Genomic DNA, 21758 nt, shown 5'->3' on the forward strand with positions numbered 1-21758 from the left:
CAATCGAGCAAGATGCCGACATTGTTTTGTTCGTTTATCGTGAAGAATATTATCTCAAAAATGAAGAACCCAAAGAAAGCACTGCTGAGTATAACAAATGGCAAGAGGCAATGGAGCAAGCCAAGGGTAAAGCCGAGGTTATTATAGCAAAGCAACGCCATGGTCCGACAGGAATCGTCCCCCTTGCATTTCAATCCGACTTTACATGCTTTAGTGATTTGGAAAAATAGGAGCAGAAAAATGCGTTAAAGAGAGCTTTAAATATCCTTTGAAAGGCATTTGAAGACCCTTTAAAACTCTTTGAGAAAAAATAAATTGGTACAAAACCTAGTGGCAAAATATACAAAACCTGCTGGCAAGCTACAGCTACACACAAAACCCGCTGGCAAGCTACACTGGCTGGGGAACTTGGATTCGAACCAAGATTGACGGAGTCAGAGTCCGCTGTTCTACCATTAAACTATTCCCCAATAAGCCAATTTTACCATTTCTAGCAGATTCTATAGTGTAGGCAAGAGCAAAAAATCTTTAGATTATCAATAATAAAGAGCGATAGGATATCATTACAATCCCAGTAGTGGCGGCCTCGATATTTTAGCATATAGCAATAAGTGAGTAAAAACATATAAATAGAGCACACCGCGAATGGAAGCATCACAAACTCTTGTTGAAATATCCTCTATATAGGTATAGCCTGTCAGGCAGTTGCTACTAAATCATGGAGAATTAATGAGTAATATTTCCACTTATCCTGTTACCCCAAATCTACAGTTGGTATATGTCTCAAACATAGAGTATTCTACAGCTTTTTACAAATTCATCTTCAAGAAAGAACCTGTGTTTACCTCGCCACGCTATGTTGCATTTGCTTCTTCGGGGGATGCACTCTTTGCTCTCTGGTCAGGGGGCGATACGCCTGAGGAGAATGTGCCTCGTTTTTCAGAAATCGGCATTATGTTGCCAACAGGAGAGGACGTAGATAAGCTATATGTGGAATGGCAAGAGCAAACCACTGTTGAGATAAATGTTTTGAAGGAACCGTATACTGATGTATTTGGACGTACCTTCCTAATCAAAGATCTGGACGGACACATTATTCGTGTTTGTCCACTGGATTAAAAAGTTTGAGATCCGATCTTTAATCGCCTAAATTATAGTACCTCAATTATAATAATTATCTGTTTCCAAAACCTATAAGCTATGCACGCTAAGAGGCTTACTTGCGGCGCGTGGCTTATTCGTTCGGTGCTGTTCCACTATATTCAGCCCCACAACCTGCCTGTTTCCACAGGCGGTCTAATTGGCTTGGACATCAGTCGGCGTTATTGCATGGCCAGTGATCAGTACTTGTAAAATCATAGAAGCTATCCCTCATCGCACTTATATTGAGCCTTTTATTGGAATGGGAGGAATATTTTTTACAAGGAAATTGATATCTTTATGAAGTTAAAAAGGTTTTGTACATAAAAACTAATAAAATCAATATATTAAGTGTAGTTATTTTGTATGAATCCACTTAAGAATCCATACTTTTATGCATGTTTGAATTGATCATTTTTTATATAAAATTGCCATGGATGAATAGACCATAAAAAGCAAATCATGATGCAAATACTATAACGCATGGGTGCATTCAAATGAAATGAAAAGCGGTTATCATTCATAACGTATCATAAATTTTATGATACGTTTTTATCACAGCACAAATCACATTGTTTTAAATTTCAGTCGTTTGGAATTATCGATAACATAAATTGCATACGTTTAAGAATGGATGTGTTTTGCTCTTTATTTGAGTGTAACCTTAAAAGGAATAATCGTTTGAAACTATCATAAGCTTATAGATTTAGTTCATAAAGATTGCATAAAAGAATTTAAAGACAAGATCGTTTTTAAAAACGCTTACTAAAAAGTTAGTAAATGATAGGCAGGCATTATATAGATACTATCATCACAATATAGAATGAAAATCACAATGTTATGTCTTATGAAATTGAAAGCCTTTTAATGATATAACGCAAGCAAGCGAGAAAAAACGTTTTAAAAGTTACAGTTTAAAAATACGAAACCAAATGAGCTCTCTCAAAATTTGGGGGGCACCTATTGAAAAAAAGATGAGGCAGCAAAATTCAAAACCATTGTAACATCTAAGGTATGGGATTTTATTCAATTTTGAGTCAAAAGCTATAATGTTTAAAGATGGCTATTCTAAAGATAACGCCTCCAAAATTAGATTGGTTAATTTTGCCAACTCAAATTTGAGCTGGTTAATTTGCAAAGAAGGTACATTTGAGTGCAAAATGAAAAGATACTTATGAAAGCCTTATTGAGAAAACATTCATTTAAGATGCATTTTCTTTTGATTGGATTGATAAAGTTACCAAGCGTTTATAGATTCTATAATGCTAATGAATGATATCAAAATCATAGCTATCATTTACGTTTCTTTTGATAAGTTTTCATATTTCTAAATAGAGCACTTGCAATATGATACGTTTTGTATATATGAATTTATTGCTCCATTGTGGATGATTCATTTGAATCTTATAATCAATATCTGAAAGCCGCGTCATATCATTTGGCTCGGCTTTCTTTTTTGAATTCTCTCTTTAGATAGGTTTATAGCTATTAGATAAGGCTTTCCCATAAACAGAGACAGATATACGTGTATTATTATGGAAAGGATTTATTTGCGAGAGGATTACCAGACGATGTTTGCTTTGCTTGTGCAATTAAAGGGAAAGTTTCTTCTCTCTCAATTATGTGCTTCAGGTCCGAAAAATCTTTAGCCAATTTAAGATAAAAGGGGTTGGCACATCTTATACATGTGGTTCAAAGAATCCGCACCGGCTCAAGAGCTTATCATCTCAAATTGCAATTTTTAGAGGAAGAGAAAATATGCATTAAAGGGATTTTAAATAATCCTTGAAAGTTTTTGAAGATCCTTTGAAAAAAATAAATTGATGCAAAATCTACTTTCAAATTATACAAAACCCGATGATAAGCTACAATCATTAAATACGGGCTGAGGAACTTGGATTCGAACCAAGATTGACGAAGTCAAAGTCAGCTGTTATACCATTAAACTATTCCCCAATAAGCCAATTTTACTATCCCTAGCAGATTCTACGGTGCATGTAAGCGAAAAAAATTTTATGATTATCGATAATAAAGAGCGATAGGGATGTCATTAATTGTTTTGATTTGAATATCGACATCATAAATGTCTTTAAGAATTTTTGGTTGCATGATTTCTTTTGGAGTCCCACAATAGGCTGCTTTCCCATTTTTCAGTGCAACAATCATATCTGAGTAAGATGAGGCAAAATTAATATCGTGCATAACAATAAGAATGGTTTTTTTCAGTTCATCAGCTGTGCGGCGTAATTGCTTCATCATAGAAACGGCATGTTTCATATCCAGATTGTTTAATGGCTCATCTAAGAGAAGATAATCAGTGTCTTGGCAGATAACCATTGCTATAAAAGCGCGTTGACGCTGACCGCCAGAAAGTTCATCTAAAAAACGGTCTTGTAAATCTTGTAAGCCGAGATAGCGTAGTGCACTGTCGATAAATTGTTTATCTTCATGTGTATACCAGCCTTTTGAATAAGGATAGCGCCCAAAACTTACTAAATCATACACGGTTAAACGGAAGGATAAAGGATTATCTTGACGTAAAATTGAGAGTTTTTGAGCCAAAATATCGTGAGGAATTTTATCAATATCAAAGCCGTCAATGTTAATTGTCCCTTGATGGTGCGGTAAAAGACGTCTTATCAGCATTAAAAGAGTTGATTTTCCCGAACCATTGGGCCCAATGAGAGAAATAATCCCCCCTTTTGGAAGATGAAGGCATAAATTATCGATAATCAATCGTGCTCCGTACGCCTTGGAAAGATGATTGATCTCAATCATTTTAATTTTCCCTTCATCAATAACATTAAGAAGACGATACCTCCACAAAACTCAATGATAAAACTTAAACGCCCTGCCATATGAAAAATTTGCTCTAAAATAAATTGTCCCCCCACCAAACAAATAATCGCTAATAATATTGCAATAGGGACAACAACACTGTGTTTTGTTTGAGGAGAAAGTTCATAGGAAAGATTGGCAACTAACAGTCCAAAAAAAGTGACGGGGCCTACCAATGCGGTGGAAATGGATACAAGAATGGAAACAAAAATAAGGACAGCTGTCGCACTTTTGTGGTAATTAACGCCAAGATTGAGAGCATTTTCACGTCCCAAAGCCAAAATATCAAGAAGATGACGTGAACGCCATCCAATCAAACTTACAATGAAGACAATGATTGTGGCAAAGCTTATTAATGACGTATTGAATTTATTAAAATTTGCAAACATGATGTCCGTTAAATTCATCATTTGGTCTGGATTTAATTGCAATTGCATAAACATGCGTAAACTGAAAAAAAAGCCGCCTAAAACAACACCAATTAAAAGCGTCAAGTGAAGCCCTTTTAAGCTTCCTGAAAAGAGCCAGCGAAAAAGACTTGTTGAAAAGATAATGAGAATGAGGGCTTCGAGAATGAGCTGCCCTTCTTCATTCAAAAAGGGCAAAGAAAGAGAGCCTACAAAATACAGCAGGATAGTCTTTATTAAAATATAAAGCTGATCAAATCCCATAAGTGAAGGGGTAAGAAGACGATTGTTAACAATTGTTTGAAACAAAATCGTAGAAACGCTTATTGCATAGGCAATAAGGAGCAGAGAGATAAGTTTTGTAAGGCGAAATGTCCATGTATAAACATTGATATTCCACGCCATGTAAAGACTAATGACAGTACATGCCATGATGATAAGCGTCGTTAATACACATATTGTTGTTTTTTTTCTATCCAAGATGCTTTCTCCAGCGTAAAAGGAGTATTATAAAAATAAAACTACCGATCACGCCCATCATGGTACTGATGGGAATTTCAAAAGAAGGTTGAATGATTCGTCCTAAAAGATCACAAATCAAGACCAATCCTGCACCGCTGATGGCCACCCAAGGAGCGGTATAGCGCATATTATCTCCCATGAAACTTGAAACAATATTTGGAATAATCAATCCAACAAAAGGAATACGGCCAATGGTACACACAACAACAGCAGTGATTGAGGCGACAATAAAAAGACCAAAAAACATGACAACACGATAATTCAATCCAAGGTTATTGGTTAAATCTTCTCCCAAACTTGCAACCGTAAAGCGATCAGCAGTACAATAGGCCAGAATACAAAGGGGAAGAGATAGCCATAAAAGCTCATATTTTCCTTCAAGAACCATCGAAAAACTGCCAAATAAGTAAGCTTGAAGAGAAGGAAGTAACATTTCATAATCTGCAATGGCATTGGTTAAAGAGCCAATAATATAGCTTAGCATAATCCCTGTAAGGGGGACAATGAGAGCAGATTTTAGAGGAATGCGTTGCAATAAAAACATAAAAAGTAAAGTGCCTGCCATGGCAAAGATTGTCGCAACGACCATTTTTCCTAAAACAGGAATATCGGGCCAAAAAATCATAATAAAAAGAATGCCAAGGGAAGCAGATTCAACGGTTCCGACGGTTGATGGCTCGACAAAGCGATTGCGTGTTAATAGTTGCATAATCATACCTGAAAGTGCAAGTGCTGCGCCTACTAAAATGATTGCAATGGTACGAGGAAGACGCGTTTGCCAAAAAATAAGCCACGCATGGGGATCGGCTGCGAAAAGGTTAGAAGGTGAGACATCAGAATAACCAACAAAAATGCTGAGGATAGACAGGAAAATTAGAAGTGTTATGGTTATCCAGTAATTCTTCACGTTAAATCATTTTCTAACAAAATTTAATAAAAAAACAAAGGTTATTTTATAAACAACCTCTGCTTTTAAATTTTATTTATATAGCAAGCAAGCTCTTTCGTGCGCTTATTTGCTCTTTGTAAAGGCTTCATTGATCTGCTGTGCGGTTTCAATGAGTGCCGTTAAACCACCATTTGCACGATACCAGCTCCAAGAGTCCAAATAAATAATTTGGTTTTGTTTGCTTGCTGTTGTGCGGTGAACAAGCTCATTGTTGAGCAATTGTGCTGCGGATTGTCCTTCCCGCCCAATGGCTGCATCGCGATCAATCACTAACAACCAATCAGGATTGGTTTCAAGAATGAATTCAGGAGAAATGAGTTGTCCATGTTTTTGCACGGTAAGTTTATCGGTTGCAGGGGCAATTCCAAAAGCGGAGTGAAAAATATCGAAACGTGATTTTGGTCCGAAAGCACTGATTTTTCCACCAGAGGTCATGAGTATGAGCCCGGTGCCTTTTCCTTGGGTATTTTTATGGACTTCAGCAAAAGCTTCATTGAGTTTTGCAATTTCCTTTTCTGCTTCTTGTGTTTTGCCAAAAATTTTTCCAAGGATAGACACATTTCGTTTAATATCTTCAAGAGAATTTTCATTTTCTACTGTTAGATCAATTGTTGGAGCTATTTTGGATAAGTCTTTATATTTTGCTTGGGTTCTGGAGGAAATAATAATCAAATTGGGTTGAAGAGTGGCAATTTTTTCATAATCGGGCTCAAAAACGGTCCCTATTCTTTCATATTTTGCATCGTCAAATTGTTGCAGATAGGAAGGTTTTTTTCCTTCAGGAACGCCGATAACTGCTTGGATACCAAGGCGATTCATATTATCTAGCGAGGCAAGATCAAACACAACAACCTTTTGCGGAGAAGTGGGAACAGAAGTCGTGCCTGAAACATGATCAATTGTTATATTTGTCTGGGTACTCGTATTTGCAATACTCGTATGCGTCCACAAAATCGTTGCAAAACTAATTGCAACCAGTAAAACAGAAGTCATCCATTTCATATATTTTATCATCGTGATTTTATCCTTTTATCTAATATTACAAAGGTTTGCGCACTTAAAAACTTAACTTTGGTATTTTTATGCACAAAATGAAGCGTAAATAAATAACACTATGTTGTAAAGTTGACTGACATATGTTACAAATTGTTCACTTACCTCATTTTCACTTAATTCTAGTGTTTTTGCAACATTATTTAGAAAGTTTGACATATGATCAATGTATTTAAAAAGCGTACACGTTTGTACGCACTAACAACAAGTGCTTTCTTCTTTTTACAAGGTGTAGATGTTTCTATGGGGAATGGTTGGTTCTCATCATTCCTTCCTTCATTATCATCATTTACCTCTTTCATTGGAGGGTCGAGCACAGGGGCTATAACACCACCCGGAGGAGTGGAGGTTTCTGGAAGAGCAGAACCTAGAGTCGGTAATCCTGTTGGTAGTGGTTCTGCTCAGCCTCAGCCTCAGCCTCAGGCTCAGGCTCAGGCTCAGGCTCAGGCTCAGGCTCAGATTGTGCCTGTTTTAAATCATATTCGACCTATTAGTGCTTGTCATTCTAGAAAGAATAATATTTTTGTTCCTGGCATGATACGGAATGTTGCAGATAGTAGTGTTCGTGTTGCGAGTGGTGCAGGTGAAGTACCTGGTGTTGCGAGTGGTGCAGGTGCAGTACCTGGTGTTGCGAGTGGTACAGGTGCTGTGCCAGGGGTCCCAGGTTCAGGTGTCCTATCTACTCCTAGTTCAGGCGTCTTATCTACTAGGATGGAAACAGTAGTAAATGTGCCGCAAGCAGGTGTACCAGCTGGCTTTGATGGCTCATTAGCTCTTGTACAAGATACTTTATTATCAGGTAATATAGCAGGAGGAGGATTAAACACTGTAAGTCAACAAAGACCAAAGGCTATATCAGGTGTTGCGAGTGGGGCAGATACAACGAATCTGCCTGCTATTCCAGGTGTTGGTCCAGGTACTATATCAAATGGTGCTTTGAATAGTATGCCAGGTGTTCCAGGTACAGGCGGTGTATCCACTAGGAAGGCAAGAGCAACAAGAGCAGAAAATGTGGAGGCAAAAGAAGCAAAAACAGCAATAGCAAGTGGGAAGAGAGCACGTGAGGGGCATGCAGGTGTGCCAAGTGGAGTAGGTGGAGAGTTAGTTAGATTACTAGATGTTCCAAGAAATGTAGATGTTTGGACATTATTTAATATTCCGAAAAAAGATAGTTTAGCTGAAACATATTTTCCAGTGGGGGAAGAGGCGCTAAGAGTACAAAAAGCGAGTGCAGATGGTCTTATTGGTATGCCAGGTATATCAAGTTTTGTATTGAATTCTTTAACACCTGATAGAGCAGGTCTTTTTGTGCCTGGTGTGAGTGTATCTACACCGGTTGGTGATGGTGTTGGGGCTCTAGAATTTATAGATTCTGTGGAGGCAGGTAAAGGATTGGCTGATTTACTCAATGGTGATCAGCGAATATATGGATCTATTTCCTGTGATCAGTCGGGAGTATATGCTCTAATAGGGGGGACTATTATAGCGGATCAAGGTGAGAGCGCTGTAAATGTGGAATCTCCCCTTGATGATGGGAAAGTAGTTGTTAATTTGGACGAAGTATCCATTGAAAGTATGAATATTGGGAAAGAACTTTCTGAAAGTTTATCTGCAGTAGGTATACAGGATTATAAAGTAGGTATAGAGAACATAGGTAGTTTATATATTCATGATCCGCTTTATGTTGGTGTATATGTCGGAGATTCTGCTTCAAATATGGGTGCGGAGGTTAAATTGAAAAACTCAAATATTCAGGGTTTTTTTATTGGGCTTCGGGCTGAAGAGACTGGAAAGATCACAATGGTGGGGGGAGGAATCAGAGATGCGTATATAGGTGCTCTTGCTAGTGATAATGGGTGGATTGTTTTAGAGAATGTAGATATTAATGTTAAAAGAATCGGTTTAGTTAGTTTGGGCCCATCCGTTATCGAGATGAGGTCTGGAGCAATTACCGTGAAAGAGGGTGGAATAGGAGTTATCTCTACAAAAGAGGGGACTGTTCTACTAGACGGGACGGTTATCAATGTTGCTGAGGAACCAAAAACTACAGAAGTTGGTACTTCGGAGACGAATATAGGTTTATTGTCACTTGGAGGTACTATTTCCTTTAAAAATGGAAAACTTAGAGCTCCTAATACTATTGCATTTTTGGTAAGTGATAGCTTTAAGAATAATATCTCTGTAGCTTCTAATAGAGTCTCTGGAGCTTCTAATGGAGTAGAAGCGGAGAGTGAGGATGGCGATGATACGCAACAGGATTCTGAGGCTGATAGTGATTCTTTCATTGGTGAGGTCATCTCTATTGAAACTAGAGATGGCGCTGTCCTTAATAATATTAGTTCCACGTATTTTGAGGCTTTATTCCCTATAGAGAATTTTTTAGGAAGCGGTGCAGATTCTAGAAGTACTAGTGCACCATCTGGAGCTGGCGCTGGAGATTCTGCAGTGGTGGCGTCTAAACCAGATGCAAACTCTAGGGTTGTCAACTTAATAGTTTCTGATATTCAAAATTCAACCGTTAAAGTGGAAGGTAAGTCTTATGGTGTATTTTTTGGTGATATACCTTCGAATGTGAGGAGAAAAAATGATCAAACGAGTGTGAGACAAGAAAGTGATCAAAATGTAGGTCAAAATCTAGGAGAGGGTGGAATAAAAGATGATGGAGATAGTTTGTATGCAGTTCTTTTGAAAAATACGGTTTTCAGAGTTCCTAATGGTGTGGTCATTTATGGTAACAGTTTGGATGGGTACGTCGTTGTAAAAGATGACTCAACTCTTTCGGGTGATTTAGTGTTGAAAGCTGAAGAGGGGTCGCATTTGTCGGTTTTTGTTGAAGACTCTGTCGTCATGGGGGGAGCTCACGTTGATAAAAAATCTCAAGCTAGGCTTTTTCTATCTGGGGGATCAGAGTGGTATTTAACAAAGAATCTGCATAATAGTTTGGAAAATTCAAATACGGGTTGTGTAGATTCATGTCTTTCGTCTATGAATCTTGTAGATAGTAATGTTAGATTTTTTACTTCTTTGAAAAATGAAAATACATCTAATAAAGATATTGAGTATCGAACCCTTCGCATAGGAGATGGGGATGGAACAGTTTATAGTGCTGCTTCTGCCGCTTCTGGTGCTACAATTTACTTCAATGCAAATTTGATGCCTAGCAATACAGAAAATTCTCAAATATCTGACAGATTGTTGATTCATGGTGATGTTTCTGGAAAAACAATGGTAGTTGTGAATGATACTTCTGATGGTATATCACAAAGTCAGGATACACCTCATAGCATTTCAATTATTCAGGTTTTTGGAAATGCAGAGAGGGATTCTTTTAAGCTGAAAGGTGATTATATTACACGAGAAGGGTTACCTTATAAGTATGTTCTTCGTGCTTATGGTCCAACTACTCCTCCGAAAATGCAGTATTTTGATAAGACATTACTTAAAAATAGTAGAAGTGTTTGGGATTTTCGTTTAGAAAATGAATATTTTATACCTCTCGTTTCTGCTTATACTGCTACTGCTAATTTTCAACCTATTTTTAAGGCTAAGCCACTTGTTGCAGTTGATTCTACTGATGCTTCTACTGAAACTGCAATAAATACTAATGCTGACACTGGTGCTGGTGAAGTAAATAGTGAATCCATAACTCCTCCTGTATCTGGGGAATCTACATCTGTAGTCTCTGTTCAAGGCAATTCACTTTTGAGATCTGAAACATCTGACGAATTTTATGAAGATGATGATAACGAAGATTTTACGGAATCTGAAACATCTGAGGTTGTAGTGCATACCTTTTTACCTGTTACTCCATCTCCGTCATCTGTTACTCCTTCTTTATCCAGAAATTTGGCATCTTTAGTACCTCCAAGAGTTAATTTAAGTGGGAGATCTGATACAGGTAGAGGACCTGTAATATCTGCCGATGAAATTTTTGTAACACCTGGGGATCATATTGTATCTAAGAGGCCATCACCTATAAAATCAGCTGCTGCTATGAAGGCTGCTATGAATGCTTCTGTTCCTGTTGTTTCTGAGGTAGCTGTTATATCTTCTAATGGAGTTTCTTCTATGAAGTCTTCTACTTCTGAGATATCTGCTATATCTAATGGAGCTTCTGCTGTGCAGCCTTCTGCTCCTGAGATACCTGCTATATCTAATGGAGCTTCTGCTATGAAGCCTTCTGCTCCTGAGATACCTGCTATATCTAATGGAGCTTCTGCTATGCAGCCTTCTACTTCTGTGGTTTCTGAGATAGCTGTTATATCTTCTAATCGGGCTTCTGCTATGAATGCTTCTTCTCCTGTGGTTTCTGAGACATCTGCTGTATCTTCTAGAGCTGTTGGGCGTGTTCTTATGCTTAGTCGTACTGGTAATGGAGATGTTTCTTCTAAGGAAACGGTTTCTTCTACATGTGATGATATGAATAATGGTGAGAAGGGATCACAGACTACTTATTTGTGTAGAGATGGTAAATCGCGGACAATAACAGGGAAGACACTGAAGGTAAGTGATAAAACTCAACATCCTATGCATGCAAAAAATCAGGATACGGTTATTAAGTTAGAGGGAGCCACAATTAGTGGTGCGGATTTTTCTGATAGCAAAAATAATGTTGATTTTAATGAAATATATGCCGTGAGTGCTGTGCTTGCAGAAGAGGGGGCAGAAGTTGTTTTGGATAATAAATCAACAATTACCTCTTCTGTGATTGGGCTTGAAGCGCAAAGTGGCGGGAAGGTTAAGATGATTGGTGGAACAGTAGATGCGCTTTATGTGGGCGCTTTGGCGGGTTCTGGATCATCTGTTAATTTAAAGGATACGGAAATTAACGTAACGGGGGATTTAGCTGTGGCTGGTTTGGCGAGTCAGGCTGGTGAGGTAACTATGGATTCTGGAAAGGTTATGCTGACAAATGGAGTGGCTGTGAGATCAGAAGCTGGGGGACGTGTAAGATTAAACAAAGTTAATATTACTGCGAAAAAAGAAGCAGGAAAGTCGAATTCTACAGAGAAATTTGGACGTGCAGCTTTTTTGGTGAGTGATAATGCTTCTGTTGATTTTAAGAACGGAAATGTTGTTACTGATGCTCATGCTTTGTGGATTATAAAGTCTGATGATAATGTGGTTGAGACCGGCTCTTCTAGGAGAAGGAGATCTTCTGACGTTCGTCCTACTATGAATTACGTAAATATCGAGTTTTCTACTGTTAAAGTGGAAGGCGACGGAGTCTACGGCATATATTTTGATGGGGGAACACAGAAGGAAGCGAGTCAACAAAATCGAAGTCAGAATCTAGAAATTGCGCAAACAGGCGTTGTTAAGCGGAGCGTTGTATCCAAACAGGAGAATACACCTATAGGCGTAACGGGGACAGTTTCGTTGAAAAAAACTGATTTTCAAGTTGCAAATGGTATAGCTATCTATGGTAATAATTCTGGTGGTCATGTTTCATTAGAAAATAAAACAACTCTTGCTGGTGACTTGTTATTAAAAGCCGAGAATGATTCGAACATATTGGTTTCAGTTGATAGTTCTATTGTTACAGGCGGTGTTCGCGTTGATAAAAATTCTTATGCAAAATTAGACTTGGCTAATAATTCACAGTGGATTCTAAAAAGAAGTGCACAGAGGAATTTGGGAACTCTAGATTCAGGATGTGTGGATTCATGCATTGCTTCTGTAAGTCTTGTAAATAGTGCTATTGATTTTGCACCTTCGGAATCTGAAGGCAAATATCAGACTCTCCATATTGGAAATGGGAAAGGAACTGTTTATGCGGCACAGGGTAATGCTGTAATTCATCTCAATGCACGTTTAAATCCTCGTGATCGGAGTGATCAGCAAGTCACTGATCGGCTTGTCATTCATGGTGATGTTTCTGGAAAAACAAAAATACATGTACGAGGTGATGCGGGCAATGTAGGAGATGGTAAAGCGAATGCCAAGATTGCTCATACTGTTTCAATTATTCAGGTCTATGGTCAAGCGAAGAAAGACTCTTTCCAACTCGATGGCAATTATGTTGCACTGAGAAACTCACCTTACAAATACACCCTTCGTGCTTATGCTCCAGAAGCGACTTCGAAACAGGAGCATGTTCAGCAGAAATTTGTTAAGGATGGTGGAGAATTTTGGAACTTCCGTCTAGAAAATCAGTATGTTAAGTCTGTTGGATCTGCTGCCCTTCCTGCACAATTTGTAAGGTCTGTTGTTCCACAGGTTCCAACTTATCTCAGCTTGCCTAATAGCGTATTCCACGCTGGTTTGATGGATATTAGCAATCAAAATAAGCAATTGGAGACGTTGCGGATGACTTCTACAGGAATGGTAGAGGTTCGTGAAAATCCTGCTTTATACTTGCGCGGCTATGGTGGAAGTTACCGTTATGCTTCAGATCTGTCCGCACTTGAATATGGTTACGGAGGTGATCTTAGTTATAATGGTGTAGAGGCAGGTGTTTTGCTGCAAACTATTGAAAATGCTGATAGTGCTATATCCTTTGGCGTTATGGGAACTTATGGAAAACTTTCTCTGCAGCCTGTGAATGTTGAGCACAGTCAGAAGAGTGCATTTGATAAATGGACTGCTACGGTATATGGTAGCATGCAGCATAATGTTGGCTTCTATGTTGACGGTCTTTTATCCTATGGTCTGTTCAAAGGTGATGTTCTCACCCTTGCACGGGGTAAAACGGCAACATTAAAAGGTAATCCTTTGAGTGTTTCTTTAGCTGGTGGTCAGACAATTATGACAGGATATAAGGGCTTTGTCTTTGATCCGCAGGTTCAGGTTGTGTATCAACATCTCCAGTTTAATAAGGCCCGTGATATCGACAATTTTAATATTGAAATGGGTAACCTTAATCAGTGGGTAGCACGTGTTGGTGGACGTTTAACCAAGATTCCTACAGGTTCTGAAGGCGTGAATGCTGTTGCTTTCTATGGTAAGCTTTATCTTGCTCATGGTTTTGAAGGAAAACAGTCTGTGCATTTCAATGATGCTTTCAAGTTAGGAGCTTTTGGTTCTTCTCTAGAGGCTGGATTAGGTTTTAATGCCAAATTGTTGCCACAGTTCTCTCTGCATGCTGATATTCTCTATCAACATAAGCTTAATAAGGCTGGTTTTTCGGGAACAAGTTTTTCCGGAGGAATACGTTATCAGTTTTAATATAAGGTACACTATGTACCTTTTTAGAAAAGGCAGCACATTGTGCTGCCTTTTTTCTTTGTAACAACTTGTGTTATCTTTAAAAGATTTTCGTCTTCTTGATTGAGCAAAAAAACATAGTTTTTTTGTGTATGAGAGCACTTTTCTCCGCTAAAGCGAATTTTCTTAAAATTTATGCTGCTACTGATGCGATAGAGTGCTTCGCTTTTATCGGCTTTTTAAGCGTTCAGCAGACTGGTATGCGTTACGTTATCCTTTTTAGTACTGTATTGATATTATCTAATATAATATTTGATGTTTTCTAAAGCTCGTTTTTGAGAGTTTGTTTTTTACGGATTTAAATCATTGTTTCATTCATCTCCTTGTGGATTAATTTTTAAAGTTCACAAGGCTGGATTGTGTTTTTAATTAATTGCACGCACTGGTTTCATTTTTTCTTTACACGAAATACAGAATGCATTATACACTTATAAATTGTGTTTTGTTGTTATTCTCTTATAGATGGTTTTTAGCGTAGAGCTTTTGCCAAATTTATTGGGATAATTCATTGCACAGTTCAAATAAGCATGAGGCATGTTCTTTTGTTACACTTTTCGTATTTTTGAGGTGTGCAAGGGGGTGTTTTGTAAGTGCTTTTGTTTTTAATGAGAGGGGAAGGAAAGTTTCGAGGGAACTATGATTAAAGTTTTTAGAAATCATGTATGTTTATGTGCTTGTACAACAGCTATCCTCTCTTTGCTTCAAAATGGAAGAGAAGTGTATGCGGCTGCAGAGGGGAAGGATAGTAAACCTTATGTTATAAAGGTTATCCCAGTTGTCTCTGCTAATTCTTCTCCTTATCTTAGCGGGAATAATAAGCATAAGCTTCCTCTTAGTGGAGAGAGTGGGGATAATTATTACCCTTCTAATATGATTAATGTTGGCAATAACGATGAGGGTATTCGTGGAGGAAGTGACTATCGTAAGCTGAGTGGATTGGCTGGGGACACCAAACATCAGGATAATGTAGATAACTCTGCTAAAGATGGAGATTCTGATGGAAGAGGTGTGAAGCCTGCGTTCTATTTTTATAGTGGATTATATTATATATGCGATAATTGCGGGGAATCTAAAATTGATAATAAATCTTATACAATTACGAACGAAAATGTTTCCAACTATCCTGATGATCCTACTGCTATAACGGTGAAGCGGATAGGGTCCAGAGTTGATGGAGAGAATGTAACTGTTAGCAGTGAAGTTTCTGATAAATCTTTTTTGCGTGGTGTGGCTGTATCCGATGATGGAAAGATTGTTTTGAAAAAAACGACGCTTAAAAATACAAAGTTAGCTCTTTTTGCTCATAATGGAATCATTGAGGTAAAGCAGGGGATTATAGAGGACAGTGATAGGGCTGTTGAAGCTGTGGGGAATTCATTGGTTATTCTAGAGGGTGCAAAAGTTAATACGCGTGATGGGAAGGCAAGTCTTTCCAGTTATAGCGGGGCAGATATTTGGGTGGAAGGTGGGGAGGTTAACTTTACCAACAGTCATGGGATTTCTGCGATGTTGGGAGGGAAGGTTATTCTCGATGGTGTTACTGTTACTGGAAAAGGCCACAGAGACAAAAGTGATGCGGCTATTTTAATGGATGAAGGGGGACGTGTTGAGTTTACAGGGGGGACTATTAAGGTTGAGGATGCACATGGTATATTATTAGAAAATCCTATCAAGCCTCTTCATGTTGTACCAGAACGATCTGAAACAGAAGCTGAAACTGAAGATGAAGATTTATCGAATAACTTTTATGTGACCGAGGCTAATTTTAAGTCTTCTTCTGTTACCGTAAAGGGTGAGGGATCTTATGGTATCTATTTTCAGGGAGAAAAGCCATGGAGCGAAGATGGGGATAAAAAAGAGGAGATTTCATTAGAGGAAGAAAAAGCTCCACCACGATTGGAAGTTGTTAATTTTGATACCACAGAGTTTTCTGTTTCAGACGATACGGCTCTTTATGGTGAAAACCTTATTTCTGGTGCGGTGAGTTTGATGAAAAGTACTCTTCGTTCAGGGAATTTTTTATTAAGAGCTGAGAAAGGGGCTTCTATAACGGTTTTGGCTGATGGTTCTACCCTTGAAGGTCGTACTCACGTTGATAAAGATTCTCATGCCGAACTTTATCTGGGAGGTCATTCTACATGGATTTTACCACAACAGGTGCAAAAAGATCAATATGAGGCTGCAAATATCTCTTCTATTTCACTCGTTAGTCTTATGGATGAGAGTGCTATTCATTTTAAAAGACCAGAATCTCCTTCTATTGATGATTATCAGACCCTTCGTATTGGAAATGGACGGGGTGAAGTTTATAGAGTACGGGATGGTGCCTCTATTTTTCTTAATAGCTATCTGAATAGTGGTGGTGCTCTTAATCATCAAAAGACGGATCGTGTTTTAATTCATGGGGATGTTTCGGGAAAAACAATGCTTCATGTGCATGGAGTTGCAGGAAGTCCAGGAGGATATACGGGAAAGGGGGGAAATAATGAAGGTATTTCAGTCATTCAGGTTTCAGGAGAAGCAAAGCAAGATTCTTTTCAGTTGAAAGGTAGTTATGTAGCGTTAAACGAATTACCTTATCAATATAAGCTTTATGGTTATGGTCCAGGGTCTGAGTTTGGAAAAGCAAGCATGGATCAAAGATTAGTGGAAGGGAGCGGAGAATTTTGGGATTTCCGCCTTGAAAGTAGGTCTATAGATTCTGATGTTCAACCTAAACCAGATCCTTTTCCTAAGCCAATTCCGGGACCAGAACCTTCTCCAGAACCAGCTCCGGAGCCCCATCCTCGTCCTAAGCCGGGCGTTAAGGCTGTTGTTCCGCAGGTTCCGACTTATCTCCTTTTGCCTAATGCTTTACGTCATATTGGTTTGATGAATGTTAACAATCAAAATAAGCGGTTAGAAGCTTTGCGAATTACTTCTGGGGGCTTATTAGAAAGTCGTGAAAATCCTCTCTTTTTTGTGAGCGGTTATGGCGGCAATCATCGTTATACTTCAAATCTTTCCGCGCTTGAATATGGTTATGGCGGCGAGTTTAATTATAATGCACTAGAAGCAGGTGTTTTGCTAAAAGCAATCGAAAATATGTATGGTTCCACTTCTTTTGGAATTATCGGGGCTTACGAGAGATTTTCTTTGCAACCTTTGAATGTTGAGCAGAGTCAAAAAAGTACATTTGATAAATGGTCAGTTACGGCATACGGTGGTATGCAGCATGATGCAGGTTTTTACGTTGATGGTCTTGTGTCTTACGGTTTGTTTAAAGGTGATGTTCTAACAACTGCACGGGGCAAGACGGCAACATTAAAGGGAAATCCTTTAAGTGCTTCATTGTCTGCTGGTAAAACATTTATGGTAGGAGAGGACGGTTTTGTTTTTGATCCGCAAGTTCAGGTTGTTTATCAATATCTTCAATTTAATAAGGTACGTGATGTGGACGGCTTTGATATTGATTTAGGAAAACTTCATCAGTGGGTAGGGCGTGTTGGAGGGCGTTTAACAAAGAGGCTGGTTGCTACTGATGAGGCTCAGGTTGTTTCTTTCTATGGCAAGCTTCATCTTGCTCATGGTTTTGAAGGAAAACAATTTGTGCATTTTAAAGATGCTTTTCAGTTAGGTGCTTTTGGTTCTTCATTAGAAACTGGATTAGGTTTTAATGCCCAATTATCTCAAAAATTTGCGCTTTACGGTGATTTGGTTTATCAGCACAAACTAACGAAAGCTGGTTTTTCTGGAACGAGTTTTTCAGGTGGATTGCGGTATCATTTCTAGTTTTGTTGCTGTTTTTGATTAATCTTTCAAAAAGCTACAAGTTATACTTGTGGCTTTTTCTCATTATCTATTCATTTTGTGTTATAGCATTTTTACGAGAGTGTGACTTTGCATATCTTTAATATGCTTTTGGGTTGGACTTCTTTCGTTTTTTTTGAAAAGTCTGAAGAGTTTGTACGTTATCGTTTCAAAATGCGTATTTCAGAGTGATTATTATATTATTTATAATATTTTGATTTATAAAGATATTTTTTAATTTAGGGCGCTGAAATATTTTCAATGCTCTTATGATGAATCCATAAAAAGCATTCCTTTGTCTATTATATGTAAGATTAGCAAGTGGATAATCGTTTAAGAAAGGAGTCAATATAATTTGGGGGATTATGTTAAGAGGAGAGGATTTACAATATTAGAAATTGGCAAAGACAAAGATGCTACTCAGGCGCAATGAGGGCTGTATCCGATAAACTTGATATTATATCTGCTGTCGTTATGAAATGGGGATGGAAATAATGAGATATATCTGAGAAAATTGGTGGATTAGAAACATAAATAACGTATTATTTTTTTGAAAGTGCGTTTTCTTTAAAGAATGTGATAAATAAAAAGATAAAATTATATGTCATTTTCACCTTTTAGATACAGCTCTGAATATTTTTAAATGTTGAAAAGAGATGGTAAAAATCGGAACAGATTTTAATTTTTACACTTTCCTCCTCTTTCTAAATTAGTTCGTATTTCCATAAACACTGTCTAAAACAGCTGTATGTGATAGCTTTGCTTCCCAATTTTGGCATATATTCAGTTTTGTCTGCTTACGAGTACCTATTGTTTCAATATAATATTTATCTCGAATATTAATTATACACGCTTTGGGTATTGATTAAACAACAGTTAAAATAGGCATTCTTAATGTACAAAAATCTCTTAAAGCTGCTTTTAAATAACAACTTTAAAGATGATTTTTCTCTCATTTTTCAGTTATATTTTTGCAAATTCCTTATAAAAAAATAGATTTAGTCTGTATTTTTAGTAACTTTTAAATTCCATATTTACATAAAACACAAAAAGAATTAATAAGGTCTGCACAGTTAATCCAAAACGTACTAATTTTTCTCTTTGTTAAGTTTTCTTTGATACATTACGTGTTACTTTTATGGGCAAAATTATGGTGTAATTATGGTCAATCTATTTAAAAATCGTTTTTCCTTATGTACTTTTACAACAGCATTTCTTTTTTTTGCACACAATGTTGATGCTACGGTTCAAGATGGTGCTGTTGTTAATACTGGGGTACAAGATCGTTCTGGCGTTAATGGTAAGACACAAAATAATCAGGATCAATTTTCATGTAGTATGAATAGTGAATTTTATCGGTGTAATGATGGTAAAAGCCACTACTTTTACAATAAAAATTATCAAAAAACTGATGAAAATACGAATGAAACTGTTGCTATACAAGCATCTGGAAGAAAAACGCTTCTCTTAGGGAAAAATATAACTGTTAAGGATGCTTCAAGTGCTGTTATTTCAAAAGAAAGTTTTTGGAAGTATGGGGTCGTGGCGAGTGAATATGGACAAGTGATTATAGAAAGAGGAGAGATTAACTTTACAAAGGGTATCGGAGTTGAAGTAAGAAATTGGGGACAGGTCGCTTTAAAGAGTAGTTCTATTACCGAACAAGGTAGTCAGGGGATGGGTATAGATGACCATAATGAAAATTCAGCTTTTCATGCGTCTAATGGGTTTATCCATTTTGAGAAAGGTAAAGTTAATCTAGCCAATGCTCATGGTTTTTCAATGCATGGGAATAATATCGATGGGAAGGGTAGGTTTATAACTATCGTGGATTCTACGGTTTTGGTAGAAAGTAATACGTCTTATGGGTTGCGTTTTTGGGAGGGACTAGGAGACAGAAATGAGGAAATGAAAGATCACGAGTATCCCTATTCTTTTTATATTTTTGCGGGTGAGGAAGAGATGTTCGGAAGTCTTCCAAAAACGAACTTACCCGTACGAGGGATTGTTGACTTGACAAGAACTTCTTTTACAGTTCCAAAGAGTGCAGCTATTTATAGCAGAGGATCTGGTGGTGTTGTTAGGCTGTTGGATAATTCCAAACTTTCTGGAGATTTATTACTGAAGGTTGAGGATGGCTCTTTTGTGAAGGTTTCAGTGGATGCTTCTACACTTGTAGGGGGGACACATGTTGATGAAAGTTCTTCTGCTGAATTTCGGTTGAGAGGTGATTCAAAATGGATTTTATCACGACCGAAAAATAAAAATTTGCAAGTTCCTAGTTCTATAGGTGTTTCATCAATTTCATTAATACATCTTATTGATAGTTCTATTATTTTTGAACAACCAGAAACTAACATAGTTGATGGCTATCAAACCCTTCGTGTTGGGAGAGGAACAGGTGAAGTTTATAAAGCACAGGGTAATGCACATCTTTATCTCAACACTTATTTGAATAAGGGGGGGGCTCTTCAGAATCAAAAAACGGATCGTTTTTTAATCCATGGTGATATTAAAGGAAAAACGATAGTACATGTGCATGGTGTTTCAGGAAGTCCTGGAGGTGGTACGGAGCGTTATGGAAATGACAAAGGTATCTCGATTATTCAGGTTTCTGGAATAGCGGAGAAAGATTCTTTCTTGTTGGATGGTGATTATATTGCATTGGACGGTCTACCTTACCAATATAGGCTTCATGCTTATGGCCCAAACTCTGAATTAGGAAGAGCGAGTGCGTCTCAAAGATTAGTCGAAGGTGAAGGAGATTTTTGGGATTTCCGCCTCGAAAATGGATTTATTGATTCTGATACTACATTTAGATTAACTCAGAGTTCTAAACTTGGTTTAGGTGGGGAGCATCATTCTAGGCAAGGCGTTAAGGTTGTTGTGCCTCAGGTTCCAACTTATCTGCTTTTGCCAAATAGTTTATTCCATGCTGGTTTAATGGATATCAGCAATCAAAACAAGCAGTTAGAGACAGTACGGACTAATCCTAGTGGAATGTTGGAAATTCGTGAAAATCCTGCTTCATTTTTGCGTGGCTATGGTGGAAGTTATCGTTATGCCTCAGATTTATCTGCGCTTGAATATGGTTATGGGGGAGATCTAGGGTACTATGCACTAGAGACAGGTGTTTTGCTACAAACTGTTGAAAATGTTGACAGTGTTATATCCTTTGGGGTGATGGGGTCTTATGGAAAGCTTTCTCTACAACCTCGAGATGTTGCACAAAGCCAAAAAAGTACATTTGATAAATGGACTGCTACAGTTTATGGCAGTATGCAGCATGATGTAGGATTCTATGTTGATGGTTTGTTATCTTATGGTCTGTTTAAGGGAGATGTTCTGACAACTGCGCGGGGTAAAACGGCAACATTGAAGGGTAACCCTTTAAGTGTTTCCTTGATGAGTGGTCAGAAAATTGCCACAGGATATGAAGGTGTTGTTTTTGATCCACAGGTTCAGGTTGTTTATCAGCATCTTCAATTTAATGAGGTCCGCGATATTGATAATTTTAATATTGAGATGGATAAACTTGATCAATTGATGGTGCGTATGGGTGGTCGCTTGATAAAGACTCTTACTGCGTTTGAAAAAGATCGTGATGTTTCTTTTTATGGAAAGATTCATTTTGCCCATGATTTTGGAAAAGAAAGGTCTGTGCGCTTTAAAGATTCTTTCCAGTTAGGGGCTTTTGGTTCTTCTCTAGAGGCTGGATTAGGTCTTAATGCTCGCTTGTCTCAAAAATTTGCGCTTCATGGTGATTTGGTTTATCAGCATAAGTTGAGTAAAGGTGGTTTTTCTGGAATCAGTTTTTCTGGTGGATTGCGCTATCGTTTTTAGGATGATCATCT

General features: G+C 37.8%; 9 protein-coding genes, 2 tRNA genes and 2 pseudogenes. 7 read left to right on the top strand and 6 right to left on the bottom strand.

Annotated features, from left to right (window positions below):
• On the top strand, positions 1-230 hold a 230-nt coding region (locus ACFILZ_RS08335; protein ID WP_375610842.1), incomplete at its 5' end, for a DnaB-like helicase C-terminal domain-containing protein.
• 166 nt (positions 231-396) lie between these two features.
• On the opposite strand, the gene ACFILZ_RS08340 is transcribed toward ACFILZ_RS08335, so the two are convergent.
• Positions 397-470, bottom strand: a tRNA-Gln gene (locus ACFILZ_RS08340).
• A 259-nt stretch (positions 471-729) separates the two neighbouring features.
• Between ACFILZ_RS08340 and ACFILZ_RS08345 the strand changes: the two genes are divergently transcribed.
• The 3 genes and pseudogenes from ACFILZ_RS08345 to ACFILZ_RS08355 form a co-directional block, all read left to right on the top strand.
• Complete coding sequence (locus tag ACFILZ_RS08345) at positions 730-1119, top strand: VOC family protein (protein WP_375610843.1); 390 nt, start codon at positions 730-732, stop codon at positions 1117-1119.
• 232 nt (positions 1120-1351) lie between these two features.
• A pseudogene (locus ACFILZ_RS08350) lies at positions 1352-1441 on the top strand (DNA adenine methylase); the annotation flags it as partial.
• 1233 nt (positions 1442-2674) lie between these two features.
• Positions 2675-2885: pseudogene (locus ACFILZ_RS08355) on the top strand (DNA adenine methylase); the annotation flags it as partial.
• 140 nt (positions 2886-3025) lie between these two features.
• Here the strand turns inward: ACFILZ_RS08355 and ACFILZ_RS08360 are convergent.
• The 5 genes from ACFILZ_RS08360 to ACFILZ_RS08380 all read right to left on the bottom strand — a co-directional run bounded on the left by ACFILZ_RS08360 (position 3026) and on the right by ACFILZ_RS08380 (position 6870).
• A tRNA-Gln gene (locus tag ACFILZ_RS08360) sits at positions 3026-3096 on the bottom strand.
• 63 nt (positions 3097-3159) lie between these two features.
• On the bottom strand, positions 3160-3918 hold the full coding sequence (locus tag ACFILZ_RS08365) for an ABC transporter ATP-binding protein (protein WP_375607406.1): 759 nt from the start codon (positions 3916-3918) through the stop codon (positions 3160-3162).
• Positions 3915-4865 (bottom strand): iron chelate uptake ABC transporter family permease subunit, encoded by a 951-nt coding sequence (locus ACFILZ_RS08370; protein ID WP_375610844.1) that lies wholly within the window; start codon positions 4863-4865, stop codon positions 3915-3917. The genes ACFILZ_RS08365 and ACFILZ_RS08370 overlap by 4 nt, the downstream gene beginning before the upstream one ends.
• Complete coding sequence (locus ACFILZ_RS08375; protein ID WP_375610845.1) at positions 4858-5814, bottom strand: ABC transporter permease; 957 nt, start codon at positions 5812-5814, stop codon at positions 4858-4860. The genes ACFILZ_RS08370 and ACFILZ_RS08375 overlap by 8 nt, the downstream gene beginning before the upstream one ends.
• 105 nt (positions 5815-5919) lie before the next feature.
• Complete coding sequence (locus tag ACFILZ_RS08380; RefSeq protein WP_375607403.1) at positions 5920-6870, bottom strand: siderophore ABC transporter substrate-binding protein; 951 nt, start codon at positions 6868-6870, stop codon at positions 5920-5922.
• A 198-nt stretch (positions 6871-7068) separates the two neighbouring features.
• Here ACFILZ_RS08380 and ACFILZ_RS08385 point away from each other — a divergent pair, with 198 nt between their 5' ends.
• The 3 genes from ACFILZ_RS08385 to ACFILZ_RS08395 all read left to right on the top strand — a co-directional run bounded on the left by ACFILZ_RS08385 (position 7069) and on the right by ACFILZ_RS08395 (position 21747).
• The gene (locus tag ACFILZ_RS08385) at positions 7069-14076 is read left to right on the top strand and encodes an autotransporter outer membrane beta-barrel domain-containing protein (protein ID WP_375610846.1); all 7008 of its coding nucleotides are present in this window, start codon (positions 7069-7071) and stop codon (positions 14074-14076) included.
• Between the two features lie 675 nt (positions 14077-14751).
• The gene (locus ACFILZ_RS08390; RefSeq protein WP_375610847.1) at positions 14752-17886 is read left to right on the top strand and encodes an autotransporter outer membrane beta-barrel domain-containing protein; all 3135 of its coding nucleotides are present in this window, start codon (positions 14752-14754) and stop codon (positions 17884-17886) included.
• 1179 nt (positions 17887-19065) lie between these two features.
• Positions 19066-21747 (top strand): autotransporter outer membrane beta-barrel domain-containing protein, encoded by a 2682-nt coding sequence (locus ACFILZ_RS08395; protein ID WP_375610848.1) that lies wholly within the window; start codon positions 19066-19068, stop codon positions 21745-21747.
• Positions 21748-21758: the final 11 nt, after the last annotated feature.

It is taken from the genome of Bartonella sp. AP40SXNS, assembly GCF_042195825.1.
In the GTDB taxonomy this organism is placed as follows: domain Bacteria; phylum Pseudomonadota; class Alphaproteobacteria; order Rhizobiales; family Rhizobiaceae; genus Bartonella.